Origin of the sequence: Streptoverticillium reticulum, from assembly GCF_047456005.1 — a bacterium.
Taxonomy (GTDB): Bacteria; Actinomycetota; Actinomycetes; order Streptomycetales; family Streptomycetaceae; genus Streptomyces; species Streptomyces reticulum.
The window spans coordinates 1-26,964 of sequence record NZ_CP179757.1; the positions used below are offsets into that span (position 1 = coordinate 1).

The 26,964-nt window shown below is 65.8% G+C and carries 20 protein-coding genes and 4 pseudogenes; 11 read left to right on the forward strand and 13 right to left on the reverse strand.

Translation table 11 applies throughout. The annotated features are described in order from the left end of the window. Both ACMATS_RS38155 and ACMATS_RS38160 read right to left on the reverse strand, forming a co-directional pair. The coding region (locus ACMATS_RS38155) for an IS1182 family transposase (RefSeq protein ID WP_414170956.1) at nucleotides 1-1,383 on the reverse strand (1,383 nt) is incomplete at its 3' end. 267 nt (nucleotides 1,384-1,650) lie between these two features. After that, nucleotides 1,651-2,375: pseudogene (locus ACMATS_RS38160) on the reverse strand (IS5 family transposase); the annotation flags it as partial. Nucleotides 2,376-2,597: 222 nt separating this feature from the next. Between ACMATS_RS38160 and ACMATS_RS38165 the strand changes: the two are divergent. Next, entirely contained in the window at nucleotides 2,598-3,557 is a 960-nt protein-coding gene (locus ACMATS_RS38165; RefSeq protein WP_414170608.1) for a transposase family protein, read from the forward strand. Between the two features lie 66 nt (nucleotides 3,558-3,623). Here the strand turns inward: ACMATS_RS38165 and ACMATS_RS38170 are convergent, their stop codons facing one another. From ACMATS_RS38170 to ACMATS_RS38185, 4 genes are all read right to left on the reverse strand, one after another. Next, the gene (locus ACMATS_RS38170; protein WP_414170609.1) at nucleotides 3,624-3,797 is read right to left on the reverse strand and encodes a hypothetical protein; all 174 of its coding nucleotides are present in this window, start codon (nucleotides 3,795-3,797) and stop codon (nucleotides 3,624-3,626) included. 110 nt (nucleotides 3,798-3,907) lie between these two features. Next, entirely contained in the window at nucleotides 3,908-4,585 is a 678-nt protein-coding gene (locus ACMATS_RS38175) for a response regulator (protein ID WP_414170610.1), read from the reverse strand. Between the two features lie 375 nt (nucleotides 4,586-4,960). Continuing rightward, on the reverse strand, nucleotides 4,961-5,518 hold the full coding sequence (locus ACMATS_RS38180) for a disulfide bond formation protein B (RefSeq protein ID WP_414170611.1): 558 nt from the start codon (nucleotides 5,516-5,518) through the stop codon (nucleotides 4,961-4,963). 9 nt (nucleotides 5,519-5,527) lie between these two features. Further along, nucleotides 5,528-5,686: a DUF5993 family protein gene (locus ACMATS_RS38185; RefSeq protein WP_414170612.1), complete on the reverse strand. Its 159-nt coding sequence runs from the start codon at nucleotides 5,684-5,686 to the stop codon at nucleotides 5,528-5,530. An 897-nt stretch (nucleotides 5,687-6,583) separates the two neighbouring features. On the opposite strand from ACMATS_RS38185, the gene ACMATS_RS38190 reads away from it, so the two are divergent. From ACMATS_RS38190 to ACMATS_RS38205, 4 genes and pseudogenes are all read left to right on the forward strand, one after another. Next, a complete protein-coding gene (locus ACMATS_RS38190; protein ID WP_414170613.1) occupies nucleotides 6,584-6,820 on the forward strand; it encodes a hypothetical protein in 237 nt (78 codons plus the stop codon). Nucleotides 6,821-7,265: 445 nt separating this feature from the next. Next, entirely contained in the window at nucleotides 7,266-7,919 is a 654-nt protein-coding gene (locus ACMATS_RS38195; protein WP_414170975.1) for a DUF6431 domain-containing protein, read from the forward strand. Beyond that, a pseudogene (locus ACMATS_RS38200) lies at nucleotides 7,873-8,847 on the forward strand (DDE-type integrase/transposase/recombinase); the annotation flags it as partial. The gene ACMATS_RS38195 and the pseudogene ACMATS_RS38200, both read left to right, overlap by 47 nt. Further along, nucleotides 8,844-9,659 carry an ExeA family protein gene (locus ACMATS_RS38205; RefSeq protein ID WP_414170616.1) on the forward strand — a complete coding sequence of 272 codons (816 nt, stop codon included), beginning with the start codon at nucleotides 8,844-8,846 and terminating at the stop codon, nucleotides 9,657-9,659. The pseudogene ACMATS_RS38200 and the gene ACMATS_RS38205, both read left to right, overlap by 4 nt. Nucleotides 9,660-9,721: 62 nt before the next feature. On the opposite strand, the pseudogene ACMATS_RS38210 reads toward ACMATS_RS38205, so the two are convergent. Then, nucleotides 9,722-10,509, reverse strand: a pseudogene (locus ACMATS_RS38210) (IS5 family transposase); the annotation flags it as partial. 1,078 nt (nucleotides 10,510-11,587) lie between these two features. Here ACMATS_RS38210 and ACMATS_RS38215 point away from each other — a divergent pair. Further along, nucleotides 11,588-12,424, forward strand: coding sequence for a peptidoglycan-binding protein (locus ACMATS_RS38215; RefSeq protein ID WP_414170976.1), 837 nt, complete (start codon nucleotides 11,588-11,590; stop codon nucleotides 12,422-12,424). Nucleotides 12,425-12,568: 144 nt separating this feature from the next. Here the strand turns inward: ACMATS_RS38215 and ACMATS_RS38220 are convergent. After that, nucleotides 12,569-12,915: pseudogene (locus ACMATS_RS38220) on the reverse strand (transposase); the annotation flags it as partial. A gap of 624 nt (nucleotides 12,916-13,539) precedes the next feature. Between ACMATS_RS38220 and ACMATS_RS38225 the strand changes: the two are divergent. Next, nucleotides 13,540-14,265 carry an SPFH domain-containing protein gene (locus ACMATS_RS38225; RefSeq protein WP_414170957.1) on the forward strand — a complete coding sequence of 242 codons (726 nt, stop codon included), beginning with the start codon at nucleotides 13,540-13,542 and terminating at the stop codon, nucleotides 14,263-14,265. Nucleotides 14,266-14,869: 604 nt separating this feature from the next. On the opposite strand, the gene ACMATS_RS38230 is transcribed toward ACMATS_RS38225, so the two are convergent. Together ACMATS_RS38230 and ACMATS_RS38235 are read right to left on the reverse strand one after the other, a co-directional pair. Continuing rightward, on the reverse strand, nucleotides 14,870-16,021 hold the full coding sequence (locus tag ACMATS_RS38230) for a sensor histidine kinase (RefSeq protein ID WP_414170958.1): 1,152 nt from the start codon (nucleotides 16,019-16,021) through the stop codon (nucleotides 14,870-14,872). Next, nucleotides 16,018-16,686 (reverse strand): response regulator transcription factor, encoded by a 669-nt coding sequence (locus ACMATS_RS38235; protein WP_414170959.1) that lies wholly within the window; start codon nucleotides 16,684-16,686, stop codon nucleotides 16,018-16,020. The genes ACMATS_RS38230 and ACMATS_RS38235 overlap by 4 nt, the downstream gene beginning before the upstream one ends. A gap of 157 nt (nucleotides 16,687-16,843) precedes the next feature. Between ACMATS_RS38235 and ACMATS_RS38240 the strand changes: the two genes are divergently transcribed. Genes ACMATS_RS38240 through ACMATS_RS38255 form a run of 4 tightly spaced genes read left to right on the forward strand, consistent with a single transcriptional unit; the run spans nucleotide 16,844 to nucleotide 20,352 of the window. Beyond that, nucleotides 16,844-17,335 (forward strand): hypothetical protein, encoded by a 492-nt coding sequence (locus ACMATS_RS38240; protein ID WP_414170960.1) that lies wholly within the window; start codon nucleotides 16,844-16,846, stop codon nucleotides 17,333-17,335. A 25-nt stretch (nucleotides 17,336-17,360) separates the two neighbouring features. Beyond that, nucleotides 17,361-18,443, forward strand: a complete 1,083-nt coding sequence (locus tag ACMATS_RS38245; RefSeq protein ID WP_414170961.1) for an efflux RND transporter periplasmic adaptor subunit — start codon at nucleotides 17,361-17,363, stop codon at nucleotides 18,441-18,443. Next, nucleotides 18,440-19,156 carry an ABC transporter ATP-binding protein gene (locus tag ACMATS_RS38250; RefSeq protein WP_414170962.1) on the forward strand — a complete coding sequence of 239 codons (717 nt, stop codon included), beginning with the start codon at nucleotides 18,440-18,442 and terminating at the stop codon, nucleotides 19,154-19,156. Before ACMATS_RS38245 ends, ACMATS_RS38250 begins: the two co-directional genes overlap by 4 nt. After that, nucleotides 19,138-20,352 (forward strand): ABC transporter permease, encoded by a 1,215-nt coding sequence (locus ACMATS_RS38255; RefSeq protein WP_414170963.1) that lies wholly within the window; start codon nucleotides 19,138-19,140, stop codon nucleotides 20,350-20,352. Before ACMATS_RS38250 ends, ACMATS_RS38255 begins: the two co-directional genes overlap by 19 nt. Nucleotides 20,353-20,805: 453 nt before the next feature. On the opposite strand, the gene ACMATS_RS38260 is transcribed toward ACMATS_RS38255, so the two are convergent. The 3 genes from ACMATS_RS38260 to guaD form a co-directional block, all read right to left on the reverse strand. Continuing rightward, nucleotides 20,806-23,574: a SpoIIE family protein phosphatase gene (locus ACMATS_RS38260; RefSeq protein WP_414170964.1), complete on the reverse strand. Its 2,769-nt coding sequence runs from the start codon at nucleotides 23,572-23,574 to the stop codon at nucleotides 20,806-20,808. 92 nt (nucleotides 23,575-23,666) lie between these two features. After that, nucleotides 23,667-23,816 carry a hypothetical protein gene (locus ACMATS_RS38265; protein ID WP_414170965.1) on the reverse strand — a complete coding sequence of 50 codons (150 nt, stop codon included), beginning with the start codon at nucleotides 23,814-23,816 and terminating at the stop codon, nucleotides 23,667-23,669. A gap of 1,069 nt (nucleotides 23,817-24,885) precedes the next feature. Then, complete coding sequence (gene guaD / locus ACMATS_RS38270; protein ID WP_414170966.1) at nucleotides 24,886-26,214, reverse strand: guanine deaminase; 1,329 nt, start codon at nucleotides 26,212-26,214, stop codon at nucleotides 24,886-24,888. Between the last annotated feature and the right edge of the window lie 750 nt (nucleotides 26,215-26,964).

A 26,964-nucleotide genomic window follows, 5' to 3' on the forward strand; every position in this document is an offset into this window, starting at 1 on the left:
GTGTCCGTGGGCGAATTCGTTGACGGTGCCCTCGACTCCGGAGCGGACCGCGTAGCGGGCCTTCCACTCGGGCGTCTGCTGCTCGGCTCGGACTCGCAGCTGTAGGTCGCGGAGTTCTCGCGGAGGAAAGCCCACGTTCCTGGCCGGGGCGCTGGTGCACCGGGGCCGGTCCGGACACGGCTGGCACTGGCTCTTGGCGAACCGGGCCACGATCAGGGGTGCGCCGGCGAGCTCGGAGGTCGGGTAGGGGCCGTGCCAGCCGGCGCTGACCTGGCCGTTCGGGCAGGTGACCTGCTGGCGGTCGAAGTCGATGTGAAAGTCGTCCCGGCCGAAGCCCTCGCCCAAGCGGTGCTGGCGGGTGGGGTTGACCGTCAACGGTCCGCTGACGGTGACCTGATGTTTGCGTGCGGCTTGTTCCAGGTGGACCAGCGAGGTGTAGCCGCCGTCGACCAGGTGCTCGGCGGGCAGCAGCCCACGCCGCGCCAGCCGAGCGTGGAGGCCGGGCAGCACCTGCGCGTCGCTCGTGGCGGCCGAGGTGGTGGCCACGTCCGTGATCACGTTGACGCTGCCGGAGGCGCACGTCTCGGTGAGATGGGCAGTGAACCCCTTCCACCGGATGATGTGCCCATGACGGACGTAGCGAGCGGTGGTGTCGTAGGGGGAGACAATGGCCGAGGAGGAGGGCGGCAGCCCGCCGTCGTCGGCAGTGCGCCAGCGCAGGCGGCCTGCCGCGTCGCGGTAGTAGTTCTGCACGACGACCTGCCGCAGGGCCTCAGCCTGCGGACCGGGCCGGTGGAGGCGTTCCAGTAGTCGGCAGGCATCGTCGCCGGCGGCGAGGATCCTGGTCTTGGGCCGGGTGGGGTTCTTGCCCAGCCGGACCGGACGGCCGTAGCGGCGCCCCCAGTCCTCGTCCACCAGGCCGATCAGCAGATGCCCGGCTGTGCGGGCCACCTCCTCCAGTGCGGCACGGACCGCCTCGGTGACCAGTTCCAGCCGGGTCAGGTCGCGCACCGCGGCCAGGACGTGGGTGGAGTCGGTGCGCTGCGTGGTGCGCTCGCGTACGAGTCCGGCCTCCTTCAAGCGGGCGAGTGCCAGATCGAGGAGCCGGTCGGCGCGGTCATCCTGGACGACGCGCTCGCGGAAGTCGGACAGCACGCTGTGGTGGAAGCCTGGGTCGTCCAGCTCCATGGCCAGGGCGTACTTGAAATCGATGCGACAGCGGACCGCTTCCGCTGCCTGCCGGTCCGACAGACCGAGCAGGAACTGCAGCACACAGACCGTGGCCAGCTGAGCGGGCGAAAGGCCGGGACGGCCGTCGCGCGGGTACCAGCCGGCGAAGTCTTCGTCGTGCCACAGCCCGTCCAGGCGGTCCCGCACCCACATTGCCGTCGTACCGTCCGGGTTGCTCGCCCGCGCTATCTGCGCGGTCAGAGAAGGGACTTGCTCACCGGAACGGGGACGGAAGGACAACGAGCACCTCGACAACTGCATCGGACTGCGGAACAGCCCCGAGCATGCCCGTTGATCACGCCGTCGCACCGGGAAACTGCTGAGTAACAACGGCTAACACAATGAGCTGAGTTGCCGGTGGGTGATGAGGCAGCAGGCGAGTTTGAGGAAGGCTTCGTGGATGTCGGCCCTGCGTTCCCAGCGGATCCGGAGACGTCGGAAGCCGTGCAGCCATGCAAAGCTGCGTTCGATCACCCACCGGTAGGTGCCCAGACCGGTGCCGTGTCGCGTACCGCGGCGGGCGATGGCCGGCACGATGCCGCGAGCGCGGACCTGGTCGCGGTAGATGTCATGGTCGTATCCGCGGTCGGCGAAGAGCGAGTCGGGCTTGCGGCGGGGGCGCCCCACCCGGCCGCGGACCGGCGGGACCGCATCGAGCAGGGGCAGCAGCTGGGTGACGTCGTTGCGGTTGCCGCCAGTGAGCAGGACCGCGAGTGGGGTGCCGTGCCCGTCGGTGATCAGGTGGTGCTTCGAGCCGGCCCGGCCCCGGTCGACCGGCGAGGGGCCCGTGTGGCTCCCCCTTTTAGGGCTCTGACGTGGGAGGAGTCGACCACGCAACGGGACCAGTCCAGCCGTGAAGCCGCGTTGAGGTCCGCCAGCAGGACCTCGTGCAGCCGCTGCCAGACGCCGGCCTCGTTCCAGTCCCGCAAGCGTCGCCAGCAGGTCATGCCCGAGCCGAAGCCCAGTTCCTTGGGCAGGTACTCCCACTGGATGCCGGTGTGCAGCACGTACAGGATCCCGCACAGCACGTCCCGGTCCGGCAGCAGCTTGCGGCCCGGATACCGAAAGCGGCGCTCGCGCTGCGGCAGTAGCGGCTCCAGGCGGTCCCACAGCTCATCCGACACGATCCAAGGCGATGTCCCCACACCGGACCGAACGCTCAACTCCCACCCCGGACACGGCCATCAGCACCGATCCGCCTCATTGTGTTAGCTGTTGTTAGGGCCCGCAGATAAACAAGTCGCACGTTCTGCTACTTGACACCGCAGGTCAGCACGCCGGAAACCGACATGTTGTTTTTCTGCGGGCCCTTACGACCTCGTGCGTGGTTAGCGTGGCCGGTGTGATGGTCGGTCGTTAGCCGGGGCATGGTGGGGGCTGGTGCTCGTGAGGCGATCGTCGCGGACCGACGGATCACGGGGCTGTCCCATGAAGTGATCGCCTTGCTGGTCACGGAAGTTGGCCCGGTCTGGCAGGCCCGTCACGAGGCGCGGCTGTCCGACCGGCCGCGCCGTCGGGCGATCGGTGCCGGTGCCCGGTTCAAGCTGGTCTTCGTCGACCGTCTGCTGGCCACTCTCGTGCACCTGCGGCACGGTGTCACCCACGACGTGCTGGCCTGCTGGTTCGGCGTCGACCGCTCGACCATCACCCGGGCCGTCGGCGAAGTGCGGCCCCTGCTCGCCGAACGGGGCTGCACCGTCGAAAGTGGTGTCCGCCTGCGCACTTTGGCCGATGTGATCGCCCACATCGGAACCACCGGTCAGACAGCGATCATCGATGCCACCGAGATCCGGGTCCGCCGCCCGGCCGCCGGACGGCCCGGCCGCAACCGGTTCGTCTCCGGCAAGAGCAAGCAGAACGCCATGAAGGCCCTGGTCCTCACCGACACCCGCGGCCGTCTGCTGTTCTGCGGCGAGACCAGACCGGGCGGTTGCGCGGACATCACCCAGGCCCGCCAGGCCGGCATCGTCGACCTCCTCGCCGACACGATCCACCTGCGGATCCTGGCCGACGCCGGCTACCAGGGACTCGGCGGCCAGACCTGCGGACAGGTCGTCACCCCGCCCCGCAAACGCCGCGGCAAGCATCTCGAACACGTGCAATGGCTGATGGCCCATCATGACGCGGCCCGCTTCGCGCGCTCTTCCGCCCGTATCCCCGTCGAGCACGGCATCGCCCACCTCAAGAACTGGCGCTCACTCGCCCGCCACCACGGACGACGTGAACACCTCCCCGAAACCGTCCAGGCCGTCGCCGCGATCCTGACCGCACAGCAAACCGTCAGCCGGACGTCGGCCGCCGCCATCGGAGCTGGACGACCACGGTGAGCAGGACGCCGCATCACGACTTGCGACGTCCCAACCACAACCACGCACGAGATCGTTAACGTCCACTCAGAGGACCACCGAGCGCCTGAGGACACGGCGCTCCATGCCGCTGTTCTCCCTGTGAAGCTGCTTGTATTTCCCGCGCCCGGACTCGTCCAGCCCGCCCGATTTCTCCACGGCCGACTTCCCCGTCTCCAGCACAATCCGCCCGAAGCGCACCTCCTCGGAACCACACGCCATAACCGTTGCTTCTCTACCAAGCCCCTCACCCTCCCCTCCATCCCACACCCCCACATCACGAGAAAAGGGCCACAGGCGACCATTTTTGCGAACGCGGAGATTTAAAATGATCAGCTCGGAATTTCAGGGTCCGTGGGTTCATCGAGCATCCCTGACTCGTACACGAGCAGGGCGGCTTGTGTGCGGTTCTCCAAACCCAAGCGATCAAGCATCCTAGAGACGTAGGTCTTGATCGTGCTCTCCGTCATGACGAGCTCTTTGGCGATTCGGGCATTTGAGTAGCCACGGCTGACGAGGAGCAGCACCTCACGGTGACGCTCGTTGAGCAGCTCAATACGCTGCCGGGCGCTGGCCACGCGATGCGGGTTCCGTACCCGGGGGCCGCCGACGAGCCGTGCCATTACATCTGGCGTCGTAGCCGTTCCCCCGGCAGCGACCATACGCACTGCAGTAAGAATCTGCTCCGGACGTGCCGTTTTGAGGATAAAGCCCATGGCACCTGCGTCGAGAGCTTTCAGCACGTTATTGTCTGTGTCCAGGCTCGTAAGAACGAGAATGGCGGGAGCGTCCTGCATTTTAACAAGCTGCCTGGTCGCCTCGATGCCGTCGCGAAGCGTCATATGGACATCCATCAACACGACGTCCGGAGCTGCTTCCCGCACCACTGAGATAGCTTCGACCCCGTCAGCCGCCTCACCCACGACCTCGATGTCGCCCGCCGTGGCCAGCAAAGCCCGCAATCCCCCCCTCACCAAGACCTCGTCATCCACGATTACCGTACGGATCATGAGCTTACCTCCACGGGGTTGGTTATTTTAATTTATGCGAGGACCAGAGTTCTCTTATTTTCAGATACCCGAGGGGTACGCCTGCGGGCGTAAAGGCTGCAGATCAGTCGCTTCCGTGTTCAAGAGTCCGATTGTGGTGCGCCTGTTCACGTGGGCGCAACCAGGGCACTACGAGCCCGTGCAATTTCATACGGGCGGTCGAATGGTTCAAAGCTTTTGGTTCGAATCGGGGACGATCCACCCTGCACCATATTGTGCAACATGGCCATGGCGCGGACCGGCGGGCACACGGAGCAGGGGCGGAGTCGTGCCGCCCCTGGCCGTATCGACCCCATCGCCCACCACACTGGCTACCCACCTCCACTCTGCTGAAAGTCACCGTTCATTCCACAGCGCATAGTGGGTCGGGTTATCCGGAAGAACCCAGTGGAACCCCTCAAGGAAAAAAATACCGACCACGTTCGCTGCAACAATGAAAAAGACCACCCCAGTGACGCACCGAGGAAGCGCTGTTGAGTCAACATACCCAGCCGCGAAGGCAATTCCTACCACTGCGGCAATCATGGCAAGGAAGAATGTCAGAAAAGCCCACGTGTATAGATGCAGCCCAATCAGGGGGGTACCGTAGCCGGGATCCCCCGGAGCGATGTGGAGCAGGACCTGGCGCCCGGAAACAACGAGTCCGGCGATGCAGGAAGGAATGGATACGGACCAGCCGATCAGGGTGACGCGTCTACTGGGCCCCTTCTTCCTCTGCCGGCAGAGCGCCCACAGAGGGCCGACGATAGCGAGCAAGAAGAAATACCGCTGCAACATGCATAGCGGGCAGGGGCATTCTGCCATGAATAGCTGCACACTGAAGGCTCCGATGAGGACTCCGCAGAGGCCAACAATATAGGCAGGCGGAAGAAACCGGCTAATGAATCTTTCCATGACCGCCTCTTAAAAATTCACGGGAAGCGTTTGGGTCGCATGGTAGAGAAAAAACCCAAAAGTTGCCACGAAGAGGGCGGACCAGCATACCAAAAATGTCTTCGCCTTACTGCCGCGGATAGCGAAAATTGCGAGGGCTGTCATGCCCATCATGATCATCACGTCCATGGGATGAATGTTTCCTCACTTATCCATCTAGTGTGGCACTCGACCGTGCCGCAAAACTTCCTGCCACCCCCGTAAAAGATACGGCTGGCAGATGCCCCTCCGTGCCAGCCACTTCGGATTATCATTGACGAAGCGCAACCCGCCCATGCCGCAATGTTTTCCGCAAGTTATCCGGGTCCTAATTCGCCCAGGCGTGTACCATCAATGCTGGTTTCAGGAGCAGCTAATTCGCCGTGCCCGCCATGGCTGCCCTCGAATCATCTGCAGGCCATAACTGACTTCCCGACGGCAGATGTTCCGGACCGACCCGAATGGCGGCCGTAGCCTGTCCATATCGATGGCCTGGCAGAGGTGTGCTCGCCGAGATTCAATCCGTATGTGTGAACCGGGAGCAACCTCGTTCGCGGTGGCTTACGCCTCCCCATCCGAATGGCCCTGGTCACAGCCTCCCCGGCGTGGGGTGATCATGACGGATGTATCCGCAGGGATCTGATCACACATGTAACCGACTGGCCCGGCAGCGAAAGGAACCGTTAAATCCCGAGGACGGTAACCACACCCTCCTGCAGGATCGCCGGATTGCCGCATAGAACTCACCCCGTCCGCCAACGTCTCATATACGGTAATCCAAAACTGTGCAGGAATAGCGGCGATTTAGTTGGATGAGCGATCCGCCGAAGAAGGAGACCGCATCACCGAAAGTAGGTTGTCCCCGATCTGTTGATCTTGGCGCCGTTGCAGTACTTCCCCTTCATTGCGCGGTGCGCCGTCGGCCCGGACCTTGGCCACGAAAGGGGCACTCGTCGTCGAGGTCATCAAACAGGGCCTGCTCGCCGTGGCCTCTTCTCATGGTGTGGGGGGTGTGGGAGCGGGAGGGGCTCGGCAGGGAAGTGACCGTTGCGGGCTTCATCTGCCGACCAGCGGACCGAGCACCACCTCCCGCATGCCGTCGCACGTCGGGCCCGGGGAGCCTGCGGGTCCCGGTTCTACAAGGTGACACCGCCGCCCGCCGGAGCCGCCGAATACGAGGTCAGGCGCGCGGCACTCGCCGAGCGGATCACCCGCTTCTTCAACGCATGGGGCCGGACCTACGACTCCCCGCGGATCACGCTGGACCCGTGGGCCGAGGACTGACAGGCCCCGGTGAACATCGTCGTACAATTCATGGCCGACCCTGGACTCCAAGGCCGCAGGCCCTCACGTCGCCGCAAGAACCTGACCCGGCCCGACGAGCGGAACCCTCCCGTGACCTGGCACAACGCCGCCTCGACACGATCACGCCGGATGTGCTGTGGTGGGACGATATGCCGAGATCGAAGTCGGGTAGGGCAAGTCCCACTCGCGACCGTCCATGACGCGTTCCCACGCCGGGCAATCGGCTACGCGATGACGACCGGCACGACGCCTCCATGGGCAGCGTTCGCTGCAGATGGCTGCCGCGATGCGCAGCGGTACGCGTAGGCGGCGTGGTTGTTGGACGACTTTCTGCGTGAGCATGTGGGTGGGGGTTTGCGACATTCACGGTGGGTATGAGCCGTGATCTTGCTGGGCATCCTGATCTTGTTTCGTGCACGACGACATGGTGTGCACGGGGCGGAGGTGCTCAGTGCTCGTCGTCGACTCCGACGTCCTGCTGGTCGAACAGCAGTTGGCGGAAGGCCGTCTGTTCTGTCCGCCGTGCGGAGGGGTGCTGGCGCCGTGGGGTCATGGGCGGCCGCGGGCCGTCAGGGGCGGGCTGGGCGCTCACCTGTTCTTCCGGCCGCGCCGGACGCGGTGCTCGAAGTGCCTGGTCACGCACGTTCTGCTGGCCGAGACGATGTGGCCCCGCCGGGCCGATACGGCCGAAGTCATCGGCGCCGGGCTGGAGATAGCCGCCCTGGGCCTGGGGCACCGGCGGATCGCGGTGCAGCTGGACCGGGCCGAGAGCACGGCCAGGGGCTGGATCCGCCGGTTCGCCCTCCGGGCCGAGGACGTCCGCCGCTTCTTCACCATCGCCCTGGTCGCGATCGCCGATGACCCCGTGATGCCGGAGCCGTCCGGCTCGCCGGTGGCCGACGCGGTCGCGGTGGTCACCGCTGCCCACGGGGCCGCTGCAGGGAAGTGGCCGGCGGTGAACACCGTGTCGCGGTGGGCGTTTGCCGGCCGGGTCATAGCCGGGAGGCTTCTGGCCTGTCCGCTTTCACCTAACCCTGCAGCGGCACTTCGTCGCCGCCGGCATCACCGGAAGCGGTGAAAGGGGCCGGGGCAAAGGGGTGTTCGGCCGGTTCGAGGCCGCCAGAGGCAACGAGCTGTGGACCGGTGACGCCTTGCACGGACCGAAGATCGGCGGGCGGAAGACGTACCTGTTCGCGTTCATCGACGACCATTCGCGGGCGATCGTGGGGCACCGCTTCGGGTTCGCCGAGGACACCGTCCGCCTCGCGGCCGCCCTCCGCCCGGCCCTGGCGGCCAGGGGTGTCCCGGAGGCGGTCTATGTCGACAACGGCTCCGCCTTCGTCGACACCTGGCTGCTGAGAGCCTGCGCATCCCTGGCGGTCCGGCTCACTCACTCCAGACCCGGACGGCCTCAGGGACGCGGGAAAATTGAGCGATTCTTCCGAACAGTTCGGGATCAGTTCCTCGTCGAGCTTGATGACGAAGCCGTCGGCCGGATTGAGCATCTCACCGAGCTGAACAGGCTCTTCACCGCGTGGGTGGAGACGGTCTATCACCGCACGGTGCACTCGGAGACCGGACAGCCGCCGATCGAACGCTGGCTGAGTTCGATTCCCAGACCGCTGCCGCTGCCCTCGCCGGCGGACCTGCGGGAGGCATTCTTGTGGTCGCAGACGCGGACCGTGACCAAGACCGCGACGGTCTCCCTGCACGGCAACACCTACGAGGTCGACCCGTCGCTGGCCGGGATGCGGGTGGAGCTGGTCTTCGATCCGTTCGACCTGACCGACATCGAGGTGAGGGCCGCCGGCAAGGCCCTGGGCAAAGCCGTCCCGCACCACGTCGGACGCCATGCCCACCCCAAGGCCACCCCCGAGACACCGGCCGAGCCGGCCCCGGCGACCGGGATCGACTACCTGAAGGTCCTCGGTGACGAGCACCGCCGCCGCACCGCCCAGGGCATCAACTACTCGACTCTGATGGACGACTCGAGGGGGCAGCGGTGATCGAAAGAGTCCAGGGCTACTACGGGTTCACCCGGGTCCCCTTCGGCCGCAGCCTGGCCCCGTCCATGCTGCACCAGCACCACTCCCACAAGGAAGCCGCCGCCCGCATCGCCTGGTGCATCAACAACCGGGCCATCGGCGTGGTCACCGGAGAGGTCGGCTCCGGCAAGACCGTCGCCCTCAAAGGCGCCGTCGCCTCCCTCGACCCCGCCCGGTTCACCGTCATCTACCAGCCCAACCCCGAGTGCGGGATGCGCGGTCTCTACGACCTGATCGTCACCAGCCTCGGCGGCACCCCGAAATTCCACTCGGCCGCACTCGCGGCCCAGGCATCAGCCGCCCTGGCCGCGGAAGTCGACGAGCGCGGCCGCACCCCGGCCGTCGTGATCGACGAGTCGCACCTGCTCAGCCACCAGGAGCTCGACGCGATCCGGATGCTCACCAACTACGACATGGACTCCACCACCCCGTTCGCCGTCCTGCTGATCGGCCAGCCCACCTTGCGCAAGAAGATGAAGATGGGCGTCCTGGCCGCCCTCGAGCAGCGGATCGCGATCAGCTACCAAATGCCGACCATGTCCAAAGAGGAGACCTCCGGCTACATCAAGCACCACCTCACCATCGCCGGCCGGTCCGACCCGCTCTTCTCCGACGACGCCGTCGACCTGATCCACATCACCGGCCGCGGCCTGCCCCGCCAGGTCAACAACATCGCCTGGCATTCCCTGATCGCCGCCTACACCGAGGAGAAGAGCATCGTCGACGAGTCCTCCGCCCGCGCGGCCATCACCGAAATCCTCGCGACAGACTGAACACCAAGGCGACACCATGACCACGAAGTCCCCGGCGGCCTGACGGCCGCCGGGGACTTCTCACACCCGTTCGTCGACAACCGCAGCGTCGCCATCATGCACACCGCCAACGTCGCGCAACACCGTTCCCAGCGGACGGCGAGTCGTTTGAACTGGTGGAGCAGTGCGAAGGTCTGCTCGACGACATAGCGGAGCTTGCCCAGGTCCTCGATGTTCGGTGTGCCTTTGCGGGAGATGACCGGCAGGATGCGGCGCTTGCGTATTTCCCGGCGGTTGGGGTTGCTGTCGTATCCCTTGTCACCGAGCAGGGCGTCGGGGCGTCTGCGGGGGCGGCCGGGCCGTCCGGCGACAGGCGGGATGCCGTCGACGAGTGCGAGGGTCTGCGTGACGTCGTTGACGTTGGCCGCGGTGGTGATGACCTTGAACGGGGTGCCCTTGCCGTCGCAGATCAGGTGGTGCTTACTGCCCGTTTTCCTGCGGTCGACCGGCGACGGACCGGTCCCGGCTCCCCCTTTTTCGCGCGGATGTGGGAGGCGTCGACACACGCACGGGACCAGTCGAGTTCGCCGGCGGCGTGCAGTTTTGCGATCAGGAGGCGGTGCAGCCGGTCGAAAACGCCGGCCTCGTGCCACCGGCCCAGCCGTCGCCAGCAGGTCTGGCCCGAGCCGAACCCCAGCTCCGGCGGGAGGAGTTGCCAGCTGATCTCCTGGTGCAGCACGTACAGGATGCCCTGCAGGCACAGCCGGTCGGACACCGGCCGCGGCCCCGGAGCCCGCTCGGGCCACGGCGGCAGCAACGGCTCGACCAATGCCCACAGTCCGTCATCCACGATCCACGGCCGCTTGCTCACACCGTCACGAACAGCAGAAACACCCCCGGCGTCACGGCTGACCAGCCACACTCAACAAGATCGTGTTACGAGCTCTAAAGACCGCGCATCCCGCACTCGGGATTGGACTGGTAAATATCCATGAAGCGGGCAGGGCCGAGGGAGACGACGGCCTTGCCCGCGCCGCCGCTTCCAGTGACCGCCCGGTTGCTGATGCACCAGGCGATACGGGCGGCAGCTTCCTCGTGGGAATAGTCCGGTGCAGCATGGACGAGGCCAGACTCCGACCGAAGAACAACCCCGGGTGAAACCCTATACTCCTGGACACGCTCGATCACCACTGCCCCTCGAATCGCCCACCAGGGACGAGTAGTTGATGCCCGGGGCGGTGTGCGGCAGCCATGCACTCATCGTCAAAGTGACGTTCGAACCGGGGGATCCGCTATTAAGTTGACCAAGCATCAACTTCCGTTGCTGACGCTCCGTAAGATTTCTGAGAAGCTCAAGGAGCTCGCTGGCCGCAAATGATTCTCTTCATAGCCTCCTGCGTTTAGGGCAGTTGAGGATCGTGCGCCAGACCGGGCGACGGATTCCCGACACATGTGGAGAAGCTGGCTTCATGAGCTCCATGTCAGTTTGCGTAAAGGTATATGGCGAGGTCGCCCCAACGGGTGGCCGGCGCTTTGAGAACTGTGCGCACCATCGACGCATGCTCAGGCTCGGTTTCGGACGGAGAGAAGGCGGGCCGGCCGCGAGCCTAAGTGGTGTCACCACGCTCATTGCTTCGACGGGAATGTCCCTGCTGGGCACTCAAGGGCTAGCTTTCGCTGCTCCGCAGACGGTTGCAGTCGTATCGGATTTGAGACAGTCCCCAGGCTTCTTGTACGAGCAAGAGGAAGCGCTCACCCCCCAAGGCAGCGTCTCCCTGCTGTCCAGGAACAGCAGTGCCGAATCGCCTCGCACGGATCACGGTGTCTCGATCACCACGCGTCAGGAGGTCCTTGACCGTGCTCAGCGCTGGGTCGATCAGCGTGTTCCGTACAGCATGAGCAGTTATTGGTCGGACGGCTATCGCCAGGACTGTTCCGGGTTCGTCTCCATGGCGTGGGGTTTGGGAAGCAACCAGACCACTTGGACTCTGCCCGACTTCGCCACGCGCATCACCAAAGGGCAGTTGCAGGCTGGCGACGTCCTCATCCGTAATAACCCGGACAATCCTGGTGCAGGCTCACATGCGGTGATCTTCGGCGGTTGGACCGATTCCACACACACCCGGTACCTCGCATACGAACAGACTCGCCCCGGCACAGTGCGGCGGGTCACCCCGTATGCGTACTGGAACGGCTCGGCCGACTACATCCCCTACCGATTCAACGGGATATCAAGTGGTGGGACGGGCGGGGGAGGAAGCTCGGCGAGGTTCCCGGGAGCTGGAAAGTTTGGGGCGGGGGCAAATAATGCGTTCGTGACTCGACTGGGAGAATTGCTCGTGCAGCGAGGAGGGAGCCGTTTCTACTCAACAGGACCGGGCCCGGTGTGGTCGGAAGCGGACCGCCGTGCTACAAAAGCGTTCCAGAAAGCACAGGGTTGGAGTGGCAGCGACGCCGATGGAATCCCCGGGCCTGCTACCTGGGACTTCCTGGTGAATGGCAGTGGGCGGAGCATCCCCAGAGGCGGAAGCGGGGGAGGAAAAATCTCAGCGGGTTTCCCTGGGGCAGAGAAGTTCCGGCCTGGGCAGAGCAGCGACCATGTATTGCGATTGGGACAACAGCTGGTGAGGAAGGGCTTTAGCAAGTATTACAGCGTCGGCCCCAGCCGGACTTGGACCGAGAGTGACCGCCGCAACGTTGAGGCGTTCCAGCGGGCACAGGGCTGGCGGGGGGCCGCTGCCGACGGTTATCCCGGCCCGGAGACGTGGAGGCGACTGTTCGCCTGAGGTGGAGGGAGCCGAGGAAGCAGTCACCTTTGTTACCGACGGCACCAAGCACCACATGCATCGGCAAGCTGATGCCAACTCTGAACACACGCACAAAACCACTGCAATGCAGCCACGGGGCCGCACCCATCAACGTCGTCAGCTGCCCCTTTTGAGGGCCCGGATGCTGACCGAGTTGATTGCGCACCGGCACCAGTCCAGATTGCCCTGGACCCGAGCTCGTGCAGGACCAGGCGGTACAGCTTGGCCCACACCCGCGCCTCGGACCACTCGGCGAAACGCCGGTAGGCGGTGATCCCGGACAGGCCGAAATCGGGAGGCAGTTGCTGTTACGTGCAGCCCGACGTGGCCAGGAACGCGATGGCGGCGAGGACTTCACGGGTTACCGTGCCGCCGGCGCCCGCCGCCCCGCGGGCCGGCGCCGGCGGCACGACACGCTGGAACAACTCCCACAGACCGTCCGGCACCAATCGCTCCACCAGATTCGTCACCAACCAGACTGCCGCAAGATCACACCCAGATGAAACGGCTTGCAAGTACGTGAGTTGCCCGGAGAGAGTAAAGCGCCCGTGAAAGAAGTGTCCCAGACGCCGGAGGGGCCGGATGGCAGCGGTACGGGGAGCGCGAAGCCATCACATCCTCCTGTCCCCATCACCGTGAGCTCCTACCGTGACCCGATAGACCTCGGACCTTTCTTTTGGAACAGCCGCAGGGGATCAGCCGCTGGATACGACGGTCGTTCGGGTAGTCCGGACCAGTCGTCTGGTGTTCAAATGGGTGATCAGGAAACCGTTGAGCAGCCAGTGATTGCTGTGATGTCTCCGGGGCACGTGTCTCATCCTTCGTCCGGTCCCGGCCCCTCGTCGAGTACCCCGTTTCGCACACCGGCACCATCGTCCCCGAGGGCCAAGCTGGTCGAGCAACCTGCGCGGAGCCCGTCCGGTTGCTGGGCGGTTGGCGTAGCGCTCGTTGCAACTGCCGGAATCTGCCAGCTGATATGGCTCGGCGGCTTTGTACCAGCAGACCTTGCGAGCATCCTGGCGCTTCCGCAGCATCCACGGGTTGGGCTCAGCCGTGGCCAGTGGCTCGGCGTCGCTGTATACGGCGCCGTCGCAGTGTACGGGCTTGCAGGCCTGAACCGTGGACAGGTCGGGCATAGCTGGGTGTTGACCTTCTGCGGCCGTTATCTCGGCACTGTACGGCGAACCGGTCTGGTGTGGATCAACCCGTTTTTCGGTCGGCGGCGGGTTGATGTACGACTGCGTCACTGGCGCAGCGGACCGTTTGTGACTGTGGATGCCGAGGGATCCTCTTTGCAGATCGTCGTCCTCGTCGTATGGAGGGTCAAGGATACGGCCCGGGCAGTGCTGGGCGTGGACGACCACATGGCATATCTGCGTGAGCAGGTCGAGGCGGTGACCGCGCGAGTCGCCTCCCAGCTCCCCGCCGACGAGTTCCATGACGACAGCAGCCGTAACGGCAGCGGTGAGCTCGAGGGCGTCAGGAGCCTGCGTAATATTGAGGAAGTGGGTAACTGGCTGACGAGGTTGCTCAGTGCCGAGTGCAGGGCCGTTGGGATCGAAGTCAACTCGGCGCGAATGACGCGGATCGAATATGCGCCTGAAATTGCCGCCGCAATACAACGCCGCCAGATCGAGGCTATCGACGCCCGGCACAGAGAAAGAGTCCTCACAGCGGTCCTCGATACCGTCGACGAGACCGTTCGGCGCATGAGCGCGCGGGGGCTGGTCAGCCTCGACGACTATGAACACAAGGCCCTGGTCAAAGACCTGATCGTAGCTCTCTACACGGCGCGGGACGCCAAAGCCGATGTTGGCTGAGTGTTGTGCTCGCCAGCCCGTTCCCCATCAATGGCCGAGCACCACAAGCGTATCCGCCGCTCCAACTTCACCGAGTGGACCTTCAGCGGGCTACGGCGCCAGTCCCTGACTCTCGATCTTGGGCACTTGGGAACTCGAGACACGGATTTTTTAGGTTCTGGGTACGGGAGTCGCCTCTTGGCGATGGCGTGTCACCCGCCGGCGCCCGGGGGCGGAGGCGGTCGTGCCGTACCGGTCACGACCGGGAGCGACGGTCGAGCAAGCGGTCGACGATCCGGGCACGGACACCGGGACGCTGCGCAAGCTGCGCCGCTGGGTACGCTCCGCCGAGGTCGGTGTACGGGCCCGCACCCGGCCGGCCAGGCGGGCCGGGAACCGGCCTCGCCGCCGGAGGCAGAGGAGCACGCTCTGCACAAGAAGGGTGCGCGAGCTGGGGGAGAACCGGGAGATCCTGCGGCGGGTCGCCTGCCCGGCGCAGGACACCAGGCCCCCCCGTGGAGAGACAGCAGCAGGCGCGCCCGGACCCGAGGGGACCAGTAGGATGCCGGGGACACTGCCGGACCCCGTGAAGTCAAAGCCCCCACGGTTTCGGACCCACGCGGAGTCACCCGGCGGGTTCGAACGTGAGGCGAAGGGTGAGGCCGCCCTCCGGGTTCGGGTGTGCGGTGATGCCGCAGTGGTGTGCTCGGGCGATGGAGGCGGCGATGGACAGGCCAAGGCCTGTGCCCTCGTCGGGCGAGGTGCGGCGTGCTTGGGTCCGCTGGAAGGGTTCGAACAGACGGGGGATTTCCTTGTCGGCGATGTGCGGACCGGTGTTGGAGACCTCGAGTGCTTGCGGTGTGAGGCGGACTTCCACCCGGCCATCGGCGGTGTTGTGGCGGATGGCGTTGGAGATCACGTTGCGGATCAGATGGGTGAGCAGGACGGGGTCGCCGTGCAGCTGCACTGGTTCCAGGTGGGTGGTGAGGGTGATGCCGGCTTGTTCTGCGGCGTCGCGGGATTCGGTGATGACGGCGGTGACGAGCGCGGCCAGTTCGACGTCCTCGGTGTGCTGGAGGCCCTGGTCGCTGACCGACAGCAGAAGCAGGGCGTCGATGAGGCGTTCGCTGCGGTCGGCGATGCTCAGCAGGCGGTCTCGGGTCTGCTCCACTTGTGCTGAGCCGCTGTTGGCCAGGCCCACGTCGGCAGCGAACCGCTGGATGGCCAGCGGGGTGCGCAGCTCGTGGGCGGCGTTGGCGACGAAGCGGCGCTGGGAGTCGACTTGGGCGGCCAAGCGGTCGAGCATTGCGTCGAAGGTGTCGGCCAGTTCCTTGAGTTCGTCGGCAGGGCCTTGCAGGCTGATGCGTTCGTTCAGGTTGTTGGTGGAGAGCCGCCGGGCGGTGGCGGTGATCGTCGCCACGGGGCGCAGGGCCCGGCCGGACAGCCACCATGCCAGGGCCACGGAGAAGACGGCGAAGACGGCCAGGGCCAGCAGAGAGGCGAAAACCACCTGTGTCAGCGCCGTATCGCCCAGATGCTGGATCAGTGCGTCGGGTACGGCCTTGGCCGGTGTGCCCGGGATCGGTGATGGCCGGGCCGGGGCATCGGAGGGGAGGGGCTGCACGGTCGCGACCTTGAGTTTCAGCGGCAGCAGCCGGCGGACCAGGATGCACACCAGAGCGATCAGCCCGGTGCCCCCCAAGAGCAGCATGACGGCGTAGAGCGCGGTCAGTCTGGCCCGGACGGTGGCGTGCCGTCGCACCCATGCGGGGGTCATGGTGCCTGCCGGATGAAACGGTATCCGGCGCCGGGCACGGTCTCGATCACCGGCGGGCTGCCGAGCTTGGCACGCAGGCGGCTGACGGTGACCCGGACGGTGTTGGAGTCGCTGCCGATGTTGTTGTGCCAGGCCTGGTCGAGCAGATCTTCCAGGCTCAGCACGGCGCCGTCGGCGCGCATCAGGGCTTCCAGGACGGCGAACTCCTGACGCGACAGCGCCAGGGGCCGCCCCGCGCGGGTGACGTGGCGCCGGGTGCTGTCCAACGTGACCCCTGCGGCCTGCAGAGCCGGCGGTACGGTGCGGCCGGTGCGCCGTCCCAAGGCCAGTACGCGGGCAAGGAGTTCGGCGAAGGCGAACGGCTTGGGGAGGTAGTCGTCGGCGCCGAGGGAGAGGCCCTCGACCCGTTCCTGGATGGCGGCCGAGGCAGTGAGCATGAGGATCCGTGCGGGCAGGTGCTGTGCGACGAGGCGACGGCACACATCGTCGCCGTGCATCACCGGCAGGTCCCGGTCCAGCACGATCACGTCATAGTCGGTGAGATCCAGCAGCTCCAGGGCCTTGCTGCCGTCGGTGGCGACGTCGACGACCAGCGCCTGGGCCCGTAGTGCGTCGGCGACCATGTCGGCCAGCAACACCTCGTCCTCGACCAGCAGTACGCGCATGCGGGACTTCCTCCTGGGCGGCGATCGAACATGTGCGACATTCCTTCCTTTGATATCTCAACGAGGCATAACAGCCGCCTTACAGGGCCCGTGAGAGCGGTGTTATCGCCCTACCGGACATGCTGGGCCGGTCATTCCCGAGGCAGGAAGGCCCGCCATGACCAAGATCAAGTCCCGGTACTGGGCGGCCCCTGCGGCCGCGCTCGTCCTGTCGCTGTCGCTGGCCGCATGCGGCGGCACGACCGACAGCGGGGCCCCGGCCGGAAGCAGCTCCGGCAGCGGTACGGATGCCTCCGGCAGCGCGGACCCTGCCACCATGGCGCTCAAGCTCGCGCAGTGCCTGCGCCAGAACGGCCTGGACGTGCCCGATCCCAAACCGGGCAGTAACGGCCTGTCAGGCAAGTGGCAGGATGACCCGGCTGCCGACAAGGCGTTCAAGGCCTGCAGCCAGTACGTGAATCAAGGCTACGGCTACGGCAAGTCCCAGGCCGATGTGGATCAGCAGAACCTCAAGCGGGCGCAGTGTCTGCGCGCCCGCGGCTGGAAGGACGTCCCGGACCCCAAGCCGGGCTTCGGGCTCACCATCCCGAAGGAGTACCAGAACGACCTCGACAAGATGGACCAGGCCTGCCCGCGGCCGCAGGGCTGAGCCGGCCGGCGACGGAAGGGTGAGCATGCAACGCAAACACGTCTTTGCCGGCCTGGGAGCCGCAGCGGTACTGATCGGCGGGGTGTCGGTCGCCGCCGGGACAGGCGGGCCCCCCGTCCCGGCGGCCGGCACCGCCGCAGCCCCCGGGGCGGGCACGGCCCGCATCCAGCAGGGCGACATGACCGATTCCAGCGCGCGCAGCGGAACGCTGGACTACTCCGACCCCCGCCAGGTGAGCGCGGCAGTCGGCGGGACGATCACCTGGACACCCACCGTGGGAACCGCCGTCTCACAAGACCAGGTCCTGTACCGGCTCAACGGCAAACCGGTGTACCTGCTGTACGGCGATGTGCCGATGTACCGCACCCTGAAAAGGGGAACCACGGGCGACGACGTCAGACAGCTCCAGCGCGACCTGCGCGCTCTGGGATACCGCAGCGCCGAGCACGACGGCACATTCGGGCCCGGAACCCAGCAGGCGGTCAAGGAATGGCAGGCCAAACACGGCCTCGACGCCACTGGCCGGCTCGACCCGTCCCGGATCGCCTTTCTGCCCGACACCGCCAGGATCACCAAGAACGACGCACAGACCGGCAGCCGCATCGCCCCCGGCACCGCCGTACTCACCGCAAGCGGAGCAAAAATGGTGGTAAACATCCCGGTCTACCCCTCCGAGCAACAGTCCCTGTCGATCGGCAAGCAGGTCCACGTACAACTCCCGGACGGCAAGACCGCGACCGGCAAGGTCACCCAGATCGGCGGCCCCGCCCGAAACGGAGCGGGCAGCAGCACCACGAGCAGCGGCGACAGCGGCCCACAGAAGATCAACATCCAGGTGGCGCTGACCGGCTCCGCCGCAGACCTGGACAAGCTCGCCGGCAGCCAGGTCAGCGTGAGCTTCCCCGGCACCACCCAGCGCAACGTGCTCTCCGTCCCGGTCGGCGCACTGCTCGCCCAGGACAGCAGCGGCTTCGCCGTCCAGATCAAGCAGCCGGACGGGGCGCTGAAGACGGTTCCTGTCACACTCGGCGTGTTCTCCAACGGCCGGGTCCAGATCACGGGCAACGCACTGAAGCCCGGCATGGACGTGGTGGTGGCCGGCCGATGAATCCCGACACCGACAGCCCAGGCGCGGTGGTCGCACTGTCCGGGGTGACCAAGTCCTACCCCGGGGGAGTCCACGCGCTGCGCGGCATCGACCTGACCATCGGACACGCGGAGATGGTCGCGATCGTCGGCCCTTCCGGCTCCGGCAAGTCCACCCTGCTGCACATCATCGGCACCCTGGACCGGCCCACCACCGGAAGCGTGCGGATCGCCGGACACGACATCGCCGAGCTGTCCGACCGCGAACTGTCCGCCCTGCGCGCCCAGCACCTGGGCTTCGTCTTCCAGCAGTTCCACCTCAACCCCACCATGACCGCCCTGGACAACGTCGCCGAGGGCCTGCTGTACACCGGCATCCCGCCGACCGAGCGCCGTGAACGCGCCGCAGCCACGTTGTGCCGGGTGGGGCTGGCAGACCGCATGAGCCACAAGCCCGGCGAACTGTCCGGCGGCCAGAAACAGCGCGTCGCCATCGCCCGCGCCCTGGCCGGGGAGCCCTCGCTGCTCCTGGCCGACGAGCCCACCGGCGCCCTCGATACCGCCAGCGGCAAGGCCGTCATGGAACTGATGCATGCCCTGCACGCTGAAGGAACCACGATCGCTGTGATCACCCATGACCCCGCCATTGCCGCATCCCTGCCCCGGCAGGTGCAGATTCTCGACGGACGGATCGAAACGGAAAGGTACCCGGCCGCATGCGACACAGCACAGTGAGAACCACGCGGCTGCCCCCGGCCCGGCTGGCCTTCGCCGACCTGGTCCGCGCGGGCCTGTCGGGCCTGCGGGGCCGGCCTCTACGGGTCGTGCTGTCTGCGCTGGGCATTGCCATAGGCATCGCCACCATGGTCACCGTCGTCGGCATCTCCAGCTCCAGCAAAGCCCAGTTGATGAACCAACTGGATCAACTGGGCACCAACCTGCTGTCCGTGGCGCCTGGCGACACCCTGGGCGGCACGAAGGCCAAGCTGCCCGTGCAGGCCACCGACATGGTCAGCCGGATCTCCGGGGTCCAGCAGACCGGCGCGACCGGAAACATCGACAACGCCACCGTGCGGCGCACCGACAAGATCCCGCCGGGGGAGAGCGGAGGCATCGCCGTCCAGGCCACCACCGAGCCGCTGATACGCACCCTGCGCGGCCGCATGGCCGCCGGAACGTGGCTGAACGCCGCCAACAGCCCCTACCCGGCCGTCGTCCTCGGCTCCACCGCCGCACAACGCCTCGGCATCACCACACCTGGGCAACAAGTGTGGATCAGCAACCGCTATTTCACCGTCATCGGCATTCTCGCCCCCATGCCGCTCGCCCCGGAGATCGAGCAGTCCGCACTCCTGGGCTGGGACGCCGCCCAGTCCTACCTGGGCTTCGACGGACACCCCACCAGGGTCTACGAACGATCCGCCGACAACGCGGTGAACGACATCTGGCGCAAACTGGCACGTACCGCCAACCCCGAACACCCGGACGAAGTCAAAGTCACCCGGCCCTCCGATGCCCTGGCCGCCAAGGCCGCCGCCCAAAGCACATTCACCAACCTGCTCCTGGGCCTGGGCACAGTGGCCCTCCTGGTCGGCGGGGTAGGCGTCGCCAACACCATGATCATCTCTGTGCTGGAACGCCGCCACGAAATCGGGCTGCGCCGCTCCCTTGGCGCCACCCGCGGCCACATCCGCGCGCAATTCCTCGCCGAGTCACTGCTCCTGTCCGCACTCGGAGGACTGGCCGGAGCCGCCCTCGGCACACTGTTCACCGGCACCTACGCGGCCGCACGCGCGACCCCGTTCGCCATACCCCCCTGGTCCATCGCCACAGGCTTCGCTGCCACCCTCCTCATCGGCGCCATTGCAGGCATCTACCCCGCCATCCGGGCATCCCACGTCTCACCGACCACCGCATTGCACAGCACATAGGCACAACCGGCGAACGGGGCCCGGCGGCCGACGGGAGAACCTCACCACCATCCACCACGACGCCGACCCCGGCATCGACGTGGAGATCACCCAAGCACGAGCCCGGGCACGCGAGTTCACCCGGAACCCAAACAGTGGGCAGTGGAACGCACTCCGGTGCTCCACCAGTGCCTCTGGGCCGACACGGCTTGGCGGGGCGGCGTGGATCACCTCCACCGCATCCAGCGCACGTTCCGGCCAGGGGCGAGGGGCTGCCGACGGCCACGGGGTCTCTCCCAGGCCCAGGATCGTGGCGAAGCCGTTGCGATCAGTACGCTACGGCCGGTCCCCAGAACGGCCCGTCGAGTCCAGGACAGACCCGCCCGTCCCTTGCCGCCCGCCGGTATGCAGCGACGGTAACCGGCCCCAGGAGAAGGCGGCGACCGGCCGCAGCCGCTCCAGTCCTCCCAAGCACTACTGGGTGACTGCCTGTTCGGCCCAGATGACTTTGCCCTCTCGCGTGTAACGGGTACCCCACCGGTCAGCGAGCTGCGCCACGAGAAACAGACCCCGGCCTCCCTCGTCTTCATCAGCGGCGTAGCGCAAGTGCGGCGCGGTGCTGCTGGCGTCGGAGACCTCACAGATGAGATTGCGCGTACGCAGCAGACGGACCCGGATGGGCGCGGAAGCATACCGGATGGCGTTGGTCACCAGCTCGCTGAGGATCAGCTCGGTGGTAAAGGCAGCCTCGTCCAGCCCCCATCGGCTCAGCTGCTGCGTGACATCGGCCCGGACGCCTGCCACTGCCGACGGATCGGGAAGCACCTCCCAGGTCGCGATCCGGGTGGCCTCAAGACGACGGGTCCGGGCGACGAGCAGGGCGATGTCGCTGGTTTGACTGGCAGGCAACAGCGTTTCGAGCAGCGCGTCACACGTCTCCTCCGGCATCCGAACGGCATGGTTCAATACGCCCCCGAGGAGCCGCAGCCCTGCCGCCATATCCCTGGTGCGACCCTCGGTGAGCCCCTTGGTGTACAGGACCACACTGCTGCCCTCCGGCAGCAGGAGCTCCACCGACTCGAACGGCATGCCGCCCAGCCCAAGAGGCGGACCCCCGGGCAGCTCCGGAAAATGCATGGTTCCGTCTGCGTGGACCAGCGCCGGCGGCGGGTGCCCGGCGCGAGCCAGGCTGCAGATGCCGGAGACAGGGTCGTACATGGCGATCAGGCACGTGGCTCCCGCGATCGCGGTGTTCCCGTCTGCCGCGCTCGTCTCCCGGTCGATACGGGCGACAACCCCGTCCAGATGCGCAAGAAGCTCCTCCGGAGGCGGATCGAGCGTGGCGAAGTTCTGGACCGCTGTCCTCAGTCTCCCCATCGTCGCCGCAGCGTGCAGACCCCGCCCGACAACATCGCCGATCACGAGAGCCACACGTGCACCGGAGAGCGGGATGACATCGAACCAGTCTCCGCCCACCCCGGCGTGTGCCGGCAGATAGCGGTAAGCGAAGTCAACAGCCTCTTGCTCAGGCAGCCCGCCCGGGAGCAGGCTGCGCTGCAGCGTGACGGCCATGGTGTGCTCCCGAGTGAAGCGCCGTGCGTTGTCGACACACACCGCAGCTCGTGCAGTCAGTTCCTCGGCCAGCGACAGGTCATCTTCCTCGAAGGGGGTACTGTCACGTGTACGCCAGAAAGTGGCGACTCCCATCAACGCTCCACGTGCTTTGAGCGGCGCGGCAATGAACGAGTGAAACCCTGCTCCCAAGAGCGCCTGGGAACGGCCCTCACTGTGCACACACCAGTCGGCCACGCCGGCTGGGTCCGCGACAAGCACAGCACGACCGGAGGCAAGCAGCCGTGCCTGCGCCGCGGTCATGGCGAACCGGTGGACAGCGCCGACCTGACACAAAGGGTGATCGTCCCGGACCGCATCGAGCGCTACGCGACACAGATGCGGCCCCGTGTCACCCTCCACCATCTGGGGCTCTTCCCCCCGCAGGACAAGCTCTGCAAGATCGACGCTCGCATAGTCAGCGAATCGGGGAACGACTACCTGGGTGAGTTCTTCCGCGGTCCGTTGCACATCGAGAGTCGTACCGATGGCGACGCTTGCGTCGTACAAAAGCTCCAGCCGCCCACGCGCGGCCTCGACCCTTCCCGCGAGCGCTCGCAGTTCCGTGAAGTCACGCAAGGTGGCGACGCCGCCGGACGGCCGACCGAGTCCGGACGTCGAACGGAAGTTCACCGCCAGCAACCGGTCACCGACCGCAACGACCTCATCATCGGCAGCCCGCTGGGACGCCAACAGGTCCGCTACACGGGGATCAAGACCCAGCTCGCCGAGCCGCCGACCCTCGGTGTCCGCAGGTAGGCCGAGAAGCCGACACGCCTCGTCGTTGACCAACAGCACCCGCCCGCCCTCGCCGACAATGACCACGCCTTCGCGCACCGCGTGAAGAACCGCATCGTGATGCTCGTACATCCTCGTCATCTCAACAGGCCCCATGCCATGGGTCTGCCGCCGCAACCGCCGGCTCACCAACGCCGTGCCCACGCTCGACAGCACGAGAGCCCCTGCCCCTGCACCCAGGAGGAGCGGCAGCTTCCGGCCCACTGCGCTGCTGACCCGACTGATCGTCAGCCCGGCCGACACCACGCCGACCACCGTTCCCCGCGAATCCATCACGGGGACGATCGCCTGCACCGCCTCACCACCAGGAGCTCTTGCCACCGTCTGCACGATGACGCGGCCGGCCAGCGCCGGACCGAGACTACCGACAAACGTCTGACCGATCTGCCCGGGCTGCGGATGCGTGTACCGGATTCCCTCACGGTTCATGACGACGATGAAGTCGACCCGGCCCACACTGCGCGCACTCTCAGCCAATGGCTGCAAAATCGCGGAAGGATCGGGGGCACGAAGCGCTGACGCCATACCAGGACCACGAGCAAACGCGGCAGAGGCGGCCAGAGCACGTGTTCTGGCCGCCTCCCACCGGTCACTGTCCGCCTGGAACACCAGTGTGCCCACTGCCACGATCACGAGCAGCAGGATGATGAGCACCTGAAGCGCGAAAACCTGCCCGGCAAGACTGCGGGAACCCGTGACCAGCCGGCGAAGCACCGACGAGGCCCCGGACGGCACACGGCGTTCCCGCTGCCACCTGTCCCGAGAGCCATGCTGCTTCCCCCCGGCGAATCTGCGCCCCAGAAATGTCACGGAGCGGCCCCGGAATCGAGCCATACGACATGTCTATCTCATACCGTGCCGCTCATGATGTTTGGCCACGCGGAGGCCTACCACCATCGAACCGGGGCAGCCACGGCCAGGAATTCTCAGTGCCTCGGATCAGTACCGGTCAGCTGCAGCCCCTGGAACCAGGCCCCGGAGACGAGCTCCTCGATGAACTTCTCGTCCACCACCAGCGACGGCATCTCAACGGCCGTCGACACGGCCTCCCCCTTGATCATGCCATCGCTGGTCACAGGTGCAATCCTCCGGGAGTCGGAATCGCACCACTCCTTTTACAAGCCCGTCGAACACTGCAGGCCAGCATGCCACCCAGGCCGCCTCACGCTCGGTTTCTTTACCTCAGCCTTGGTCAACTGAAGGGCCATCTTTCGATGACCAAGGATCGACTTGTTCCCCTTACCGCGCCAGGGGCTGCCCGGCCATGATGGTGTCTTCGGACATGACAGGCCCATAGGCAGGGCGATACGGGTAGGCCATCTGTTCCCCTCGCACCAGCCCGACTAAACCTCCCTGTAAGCGATACGGCCCGTCCGGAACCGGCGCAGCGGAAGCCACCGCAGTCCCCACAGGTTCCCGTACGCATACGAGGCGCTGAAGGCTTCCTCATGCGGGCCGGATGCCCACCAGCCACGGCAAGGATTTCTATCCTGCCTGTACACGGCATATCGGGAAGAACCTCAGCGACAGCTTGAGAAAGGGCGAAGACTTGACGATGACAGCCACAGACTCCCGCATACCGGCAGCGGACGCCAGCACGATGGAGAAACCCAGGAGTCAGGCTCCCGGGCAAGGCTCCAGCTTGCAGCCGGTACAACAGGGACACAGCTCCAGCAGCGGATACCAGCGCCCTGCTGCGCCAGGGGCATCGCGGACGGCACGCCCTGCAGAGCCCTGCGGAGAACGCATGAGTCTGAGGATTGTGGCCGGGAAGAGTATCGCCGTTATCGTGTTCACGATGATCATCATTTCGATACTCTATCCCTTTGCGCCTTACCTCTATGGAATCGTCCAACACCTCGCGGGTTAGGCATGTTTGAATAATGGCTATTCCGTGATTTCGGAGGCTGATGGCGAGGGACTACAAGAAGGACAGGCCGGCTTGCGGCATCGGGCGATCCAGTCGATCAGCGCCTTCGCGTTGCCCTGCGAAGGAGACAGCATCCGGTGAACTCGCTCACCAGCATGGGCAGGGCGGCCATCTCGGGTCAGGCAGCGGCAAGTTGATCGTGCATAACGTGCTGGTCGTCGCCGTTTCACTCCTGCAGCCCAGGACGAAAAAGCCCCCACCGACACGCTCCCCTGCTACGCCCCGTAGGTCTTCTTACCGGCGATGTAGGTGGCCTTCACTGAGCGGTCATCGCCCATGGTGCCAAGAACGAAGAGAACGTCCTCAATGCTGCTCACGCGCTGCATCCGGACATCCATGATCTTTGTGGCGCGAGGGTTGAGTACCACGATGTCGGCCTCATGGCCCGGGGCCAGCGTGCCAACCTTGTCGTCGATGTCCAGGGACCGGGCACCGCCGAGCGTGGCCAGGAAGAAGGAGTTCACGGCCTGCAACGAGTAGGAGCGCAACTGGGCAACCTTGTACGCCTCGTTCATGGTGGCCAGCATCGAGAAGCTGGTGCCGGCGCCGATGTCAGTGCCCAGGCCGACATGGACGGGGCGGTCGAGACGCTTGGCTTCACGCAGCGGAAAGTGGCCCGAGCCGAGAAAGTTATTCGAGGTGGGGCAGTGCGCTATTGCTGCCTCACGCTCATGCAGGGTACGCATTTCTGCTTCGTTCAGATGCACGCCGTGGGCATACAGCGAACGGCGACCCACAAGGTTGTAATGGTCGTAGACGTCAAGATAGCTCGCATGCTCTGGAAAAAGTTCCTTCACCCATGCAAGTTCATCGAGATTCTCGCTCACGTGCGAATGTACGTGTACCTCGGGGTACTCTCTCCACAAAGCTGATGCAGCTTCCAGCTGGGCCGGGGTGGACGTGGGCGCGAAGCGCGGTGTGATCGCGTACTGCTGTCGGCCACGACCGTTCCACTTCTGGATCAGCTCTTTGGAGTCCTCATAGCTGCTCTGTGCGTCATCGAGCAGAGCAGCCGGGGCGTTGCGGTCCATCATGATCTTGCCTGCGATCATCCGCATGTTTCTGCGCTCGGTCTCCTCGAGGAGAGCGTCGACAGTATGCGGATAAACTGCGGCGAAAGTAAAAGCAGTGGTCGTTCCATTTCGGAGAAGCTCGTCACAGAAGACCGAGGACATCTCCCGTGCAGCAGCCGGGTCCTTGAGCTTCTGCTCCTCAATGAATGTGTAGTTGTTCAGCCAGTCGATGAGCTGCTCTCCGTAAGAGCCGATCATGCCGGTCTGCACATAGTGAACGTGGGAGTCGATAAACCCTGCGGAAATAATATGCCCCTCGTAGTGTTCGATCTCGACGCCTACTGGAAGCTGAGACTTGATCTTCACATAGGGGCCCACGGCCTTGATGATGCCGTCCGCAGCGATGAGCAGCCCGTCCTCATGGCATACGAAAGCCTTCTCCTTGCCGACCAGGAACGGGTCGTCTATGAAGTAGACGATGGTTCCACGCAGAGCAGCGAAGTGCTGCGCCTCAGGGATTTCATATTCCATTCGCGTGCCTCTCGGTTTCTCATCTCATCGAGGCCGGCCGACTTCATGGTGGCCTTGAGTAACTTCAAGTATTTGACGGAGAGTTGCTTGCTGTTGAGTGAGTTTTCACCGGGGTCCTGTTGACGCAGGTCGCTTCATCGGCGGCCCTGTCGAGCCGGGCAGTGCCGATGGCGTTGTCGTGGACGGTGGCAACGGCCACGACAAAGAGCACGCCGAGGACCTCGGTGGTGATGCCTCTCGCGGCCCCAAGCCCTACTTCCCCGGGCCCAGCCGGCTGTCTGCTTCGGCGCGTTCACCGACGCGCGCGGCGCTGGGGGTCCTCGTGCTGGCCCCTGCTCTCGTGCGCTTGTCGTCGGAGCAGGTTGGGATGCTCCTGGCCGGTTCCAGCGACGCGCTACTTGCCGGAGTAGTGGCACACGGCGGTGTAGAGCGGGGAATCGTGCGGTAGGCAAGGCCGCTGGCGGCCGGAACGGGCTTGGTACAGGGCGGTGTTGACGATCCCCCCTGTACCAAGCCCGTACCGGCCCCGATGCCTGCTGACGCCGGTGCTGCCCCTTCCATGCCGTAATGACCGGCCGGGCCAACTCCCATGCGGCAAGGGGCAGATCACTCGGGTACGGCTGCCTCGCCCGCACCACCAGCAGACGGCATCCCCGCCGGCTACCAGGACCGCAGCCGGGCATCCTCCTTCAAGCTCCAGCAGAGCGACTGAAGGCGTGCCGTGCCGGTGGCCCCCGGCGGGATGCAGGT

Bases quoted from the DNA above. Each gene is read 5' to 3' on its own strand.
- ACMATS_RS38180 (WP_414170611.1), bottom strand. From the start codon at position 5,518: ATGGAAAGATTCATTAGCCGGTTTCTTCCGCCTGCCTATATTGTTGGC.
- ACMATS_RS38185 (WP_414170612.1), bottom strand. From the start codon at position 5,686: ATGGACGTGATGATCATGATGGGCATGACAGCCCTCGCAATTTTCGCT.
- ACMATS_RS38195 (WP_414170975.1), top strand. From the start codon at position 7,266: ATGGTGTGCACGGGGCGGAGGTGCTCAGTGCTCGTCGTCGACTCCGAC.
- ACMATS_RS38175 (WP_414170610.1), bottom strand. From the start codon at position 4,585: ATGATCCGTACGGTAATCGTGGATGACGAGGTCTTGGTGAGGGGGGGA.
- ACMATS_RS38240 (WP_414170960.1), top strand. From the start codon at position 16,844: ATGACCAAGATCAAGTCCCGGTACTGGGCGGCCCCTGCGGCCGCGCTC.
- ACMATS_RS38230 (WP_414170958.1), bottom strand. From the start codon at position 16,021: ATGACCCCCGCATGGGTGCGACGGCACGCCACCGTCCGGGCCAGACTG.
- ACMATS_RS38170 (WP_414170609.1), bottom strand. From the start codon at position 3,797: ATGGCGTGTGGTTCCGAGGAGGTGCGCTTCGGGCGGATTGTGCTGGAG.
- ACMATS_RS38250 (WP_414170962.1), top strand. From the start codon at position 18,440: ATGAATCCCGACACCGACAGCCCAGGCGCGGTGGTCGCACTGTCCGGG.
- ACMATS_RS38165 (WP_414170608.1), top strand. From the start codon at position 2,598: ATGGTGGGGGCTGGTGCTCGTGAGGCGATCGTCGCGGACCGACGGATC.
- ACMATS_RS38245 (WP_414170961.1), top strand. From the start codon at position 17,361: ATGCAACGCAAACACGTCTTTGCCGGCCTGGGAGCCGCAGCGGTACTG.
- ACMATS_RS38235 (WP_414170959.1), bottom strand. From the start codon at position 16,686: ATGCGCGTACTGCTGGTCGAGGACGAGGTGTTGCTGGCCGACATGGTC.
- ACMATS_RS38215 (WP_414170976.1), top strand. From the start codon at position 11,588: ATGGCGTGGGGTTTGGGAAGCAACCAGACCACTTGGACTCTGCCCGAC.
- ACMATS_RS38260 (WP_414170964.1), bottom strand. From the start codon at position 23,574: ATGGCTCGATTCCGGGGCCGCTCCGTGACATTTCTGGGGCGCAGATTC.
- guaD (WP_414170966.1), bottom strand. From the start codon at position 26,214: ATGGAATATGAAATCCCTGAGGCGCAGCACTTCGCTGCTCTGCGTGGA.
- ACMATS_RS38255 (WP_414170963.1), top strand. From the start codon at position 19,138: ATGCGACACAGCACAGTGAGAACCACGCGGCTGCCCCCGGCCCGGCTG.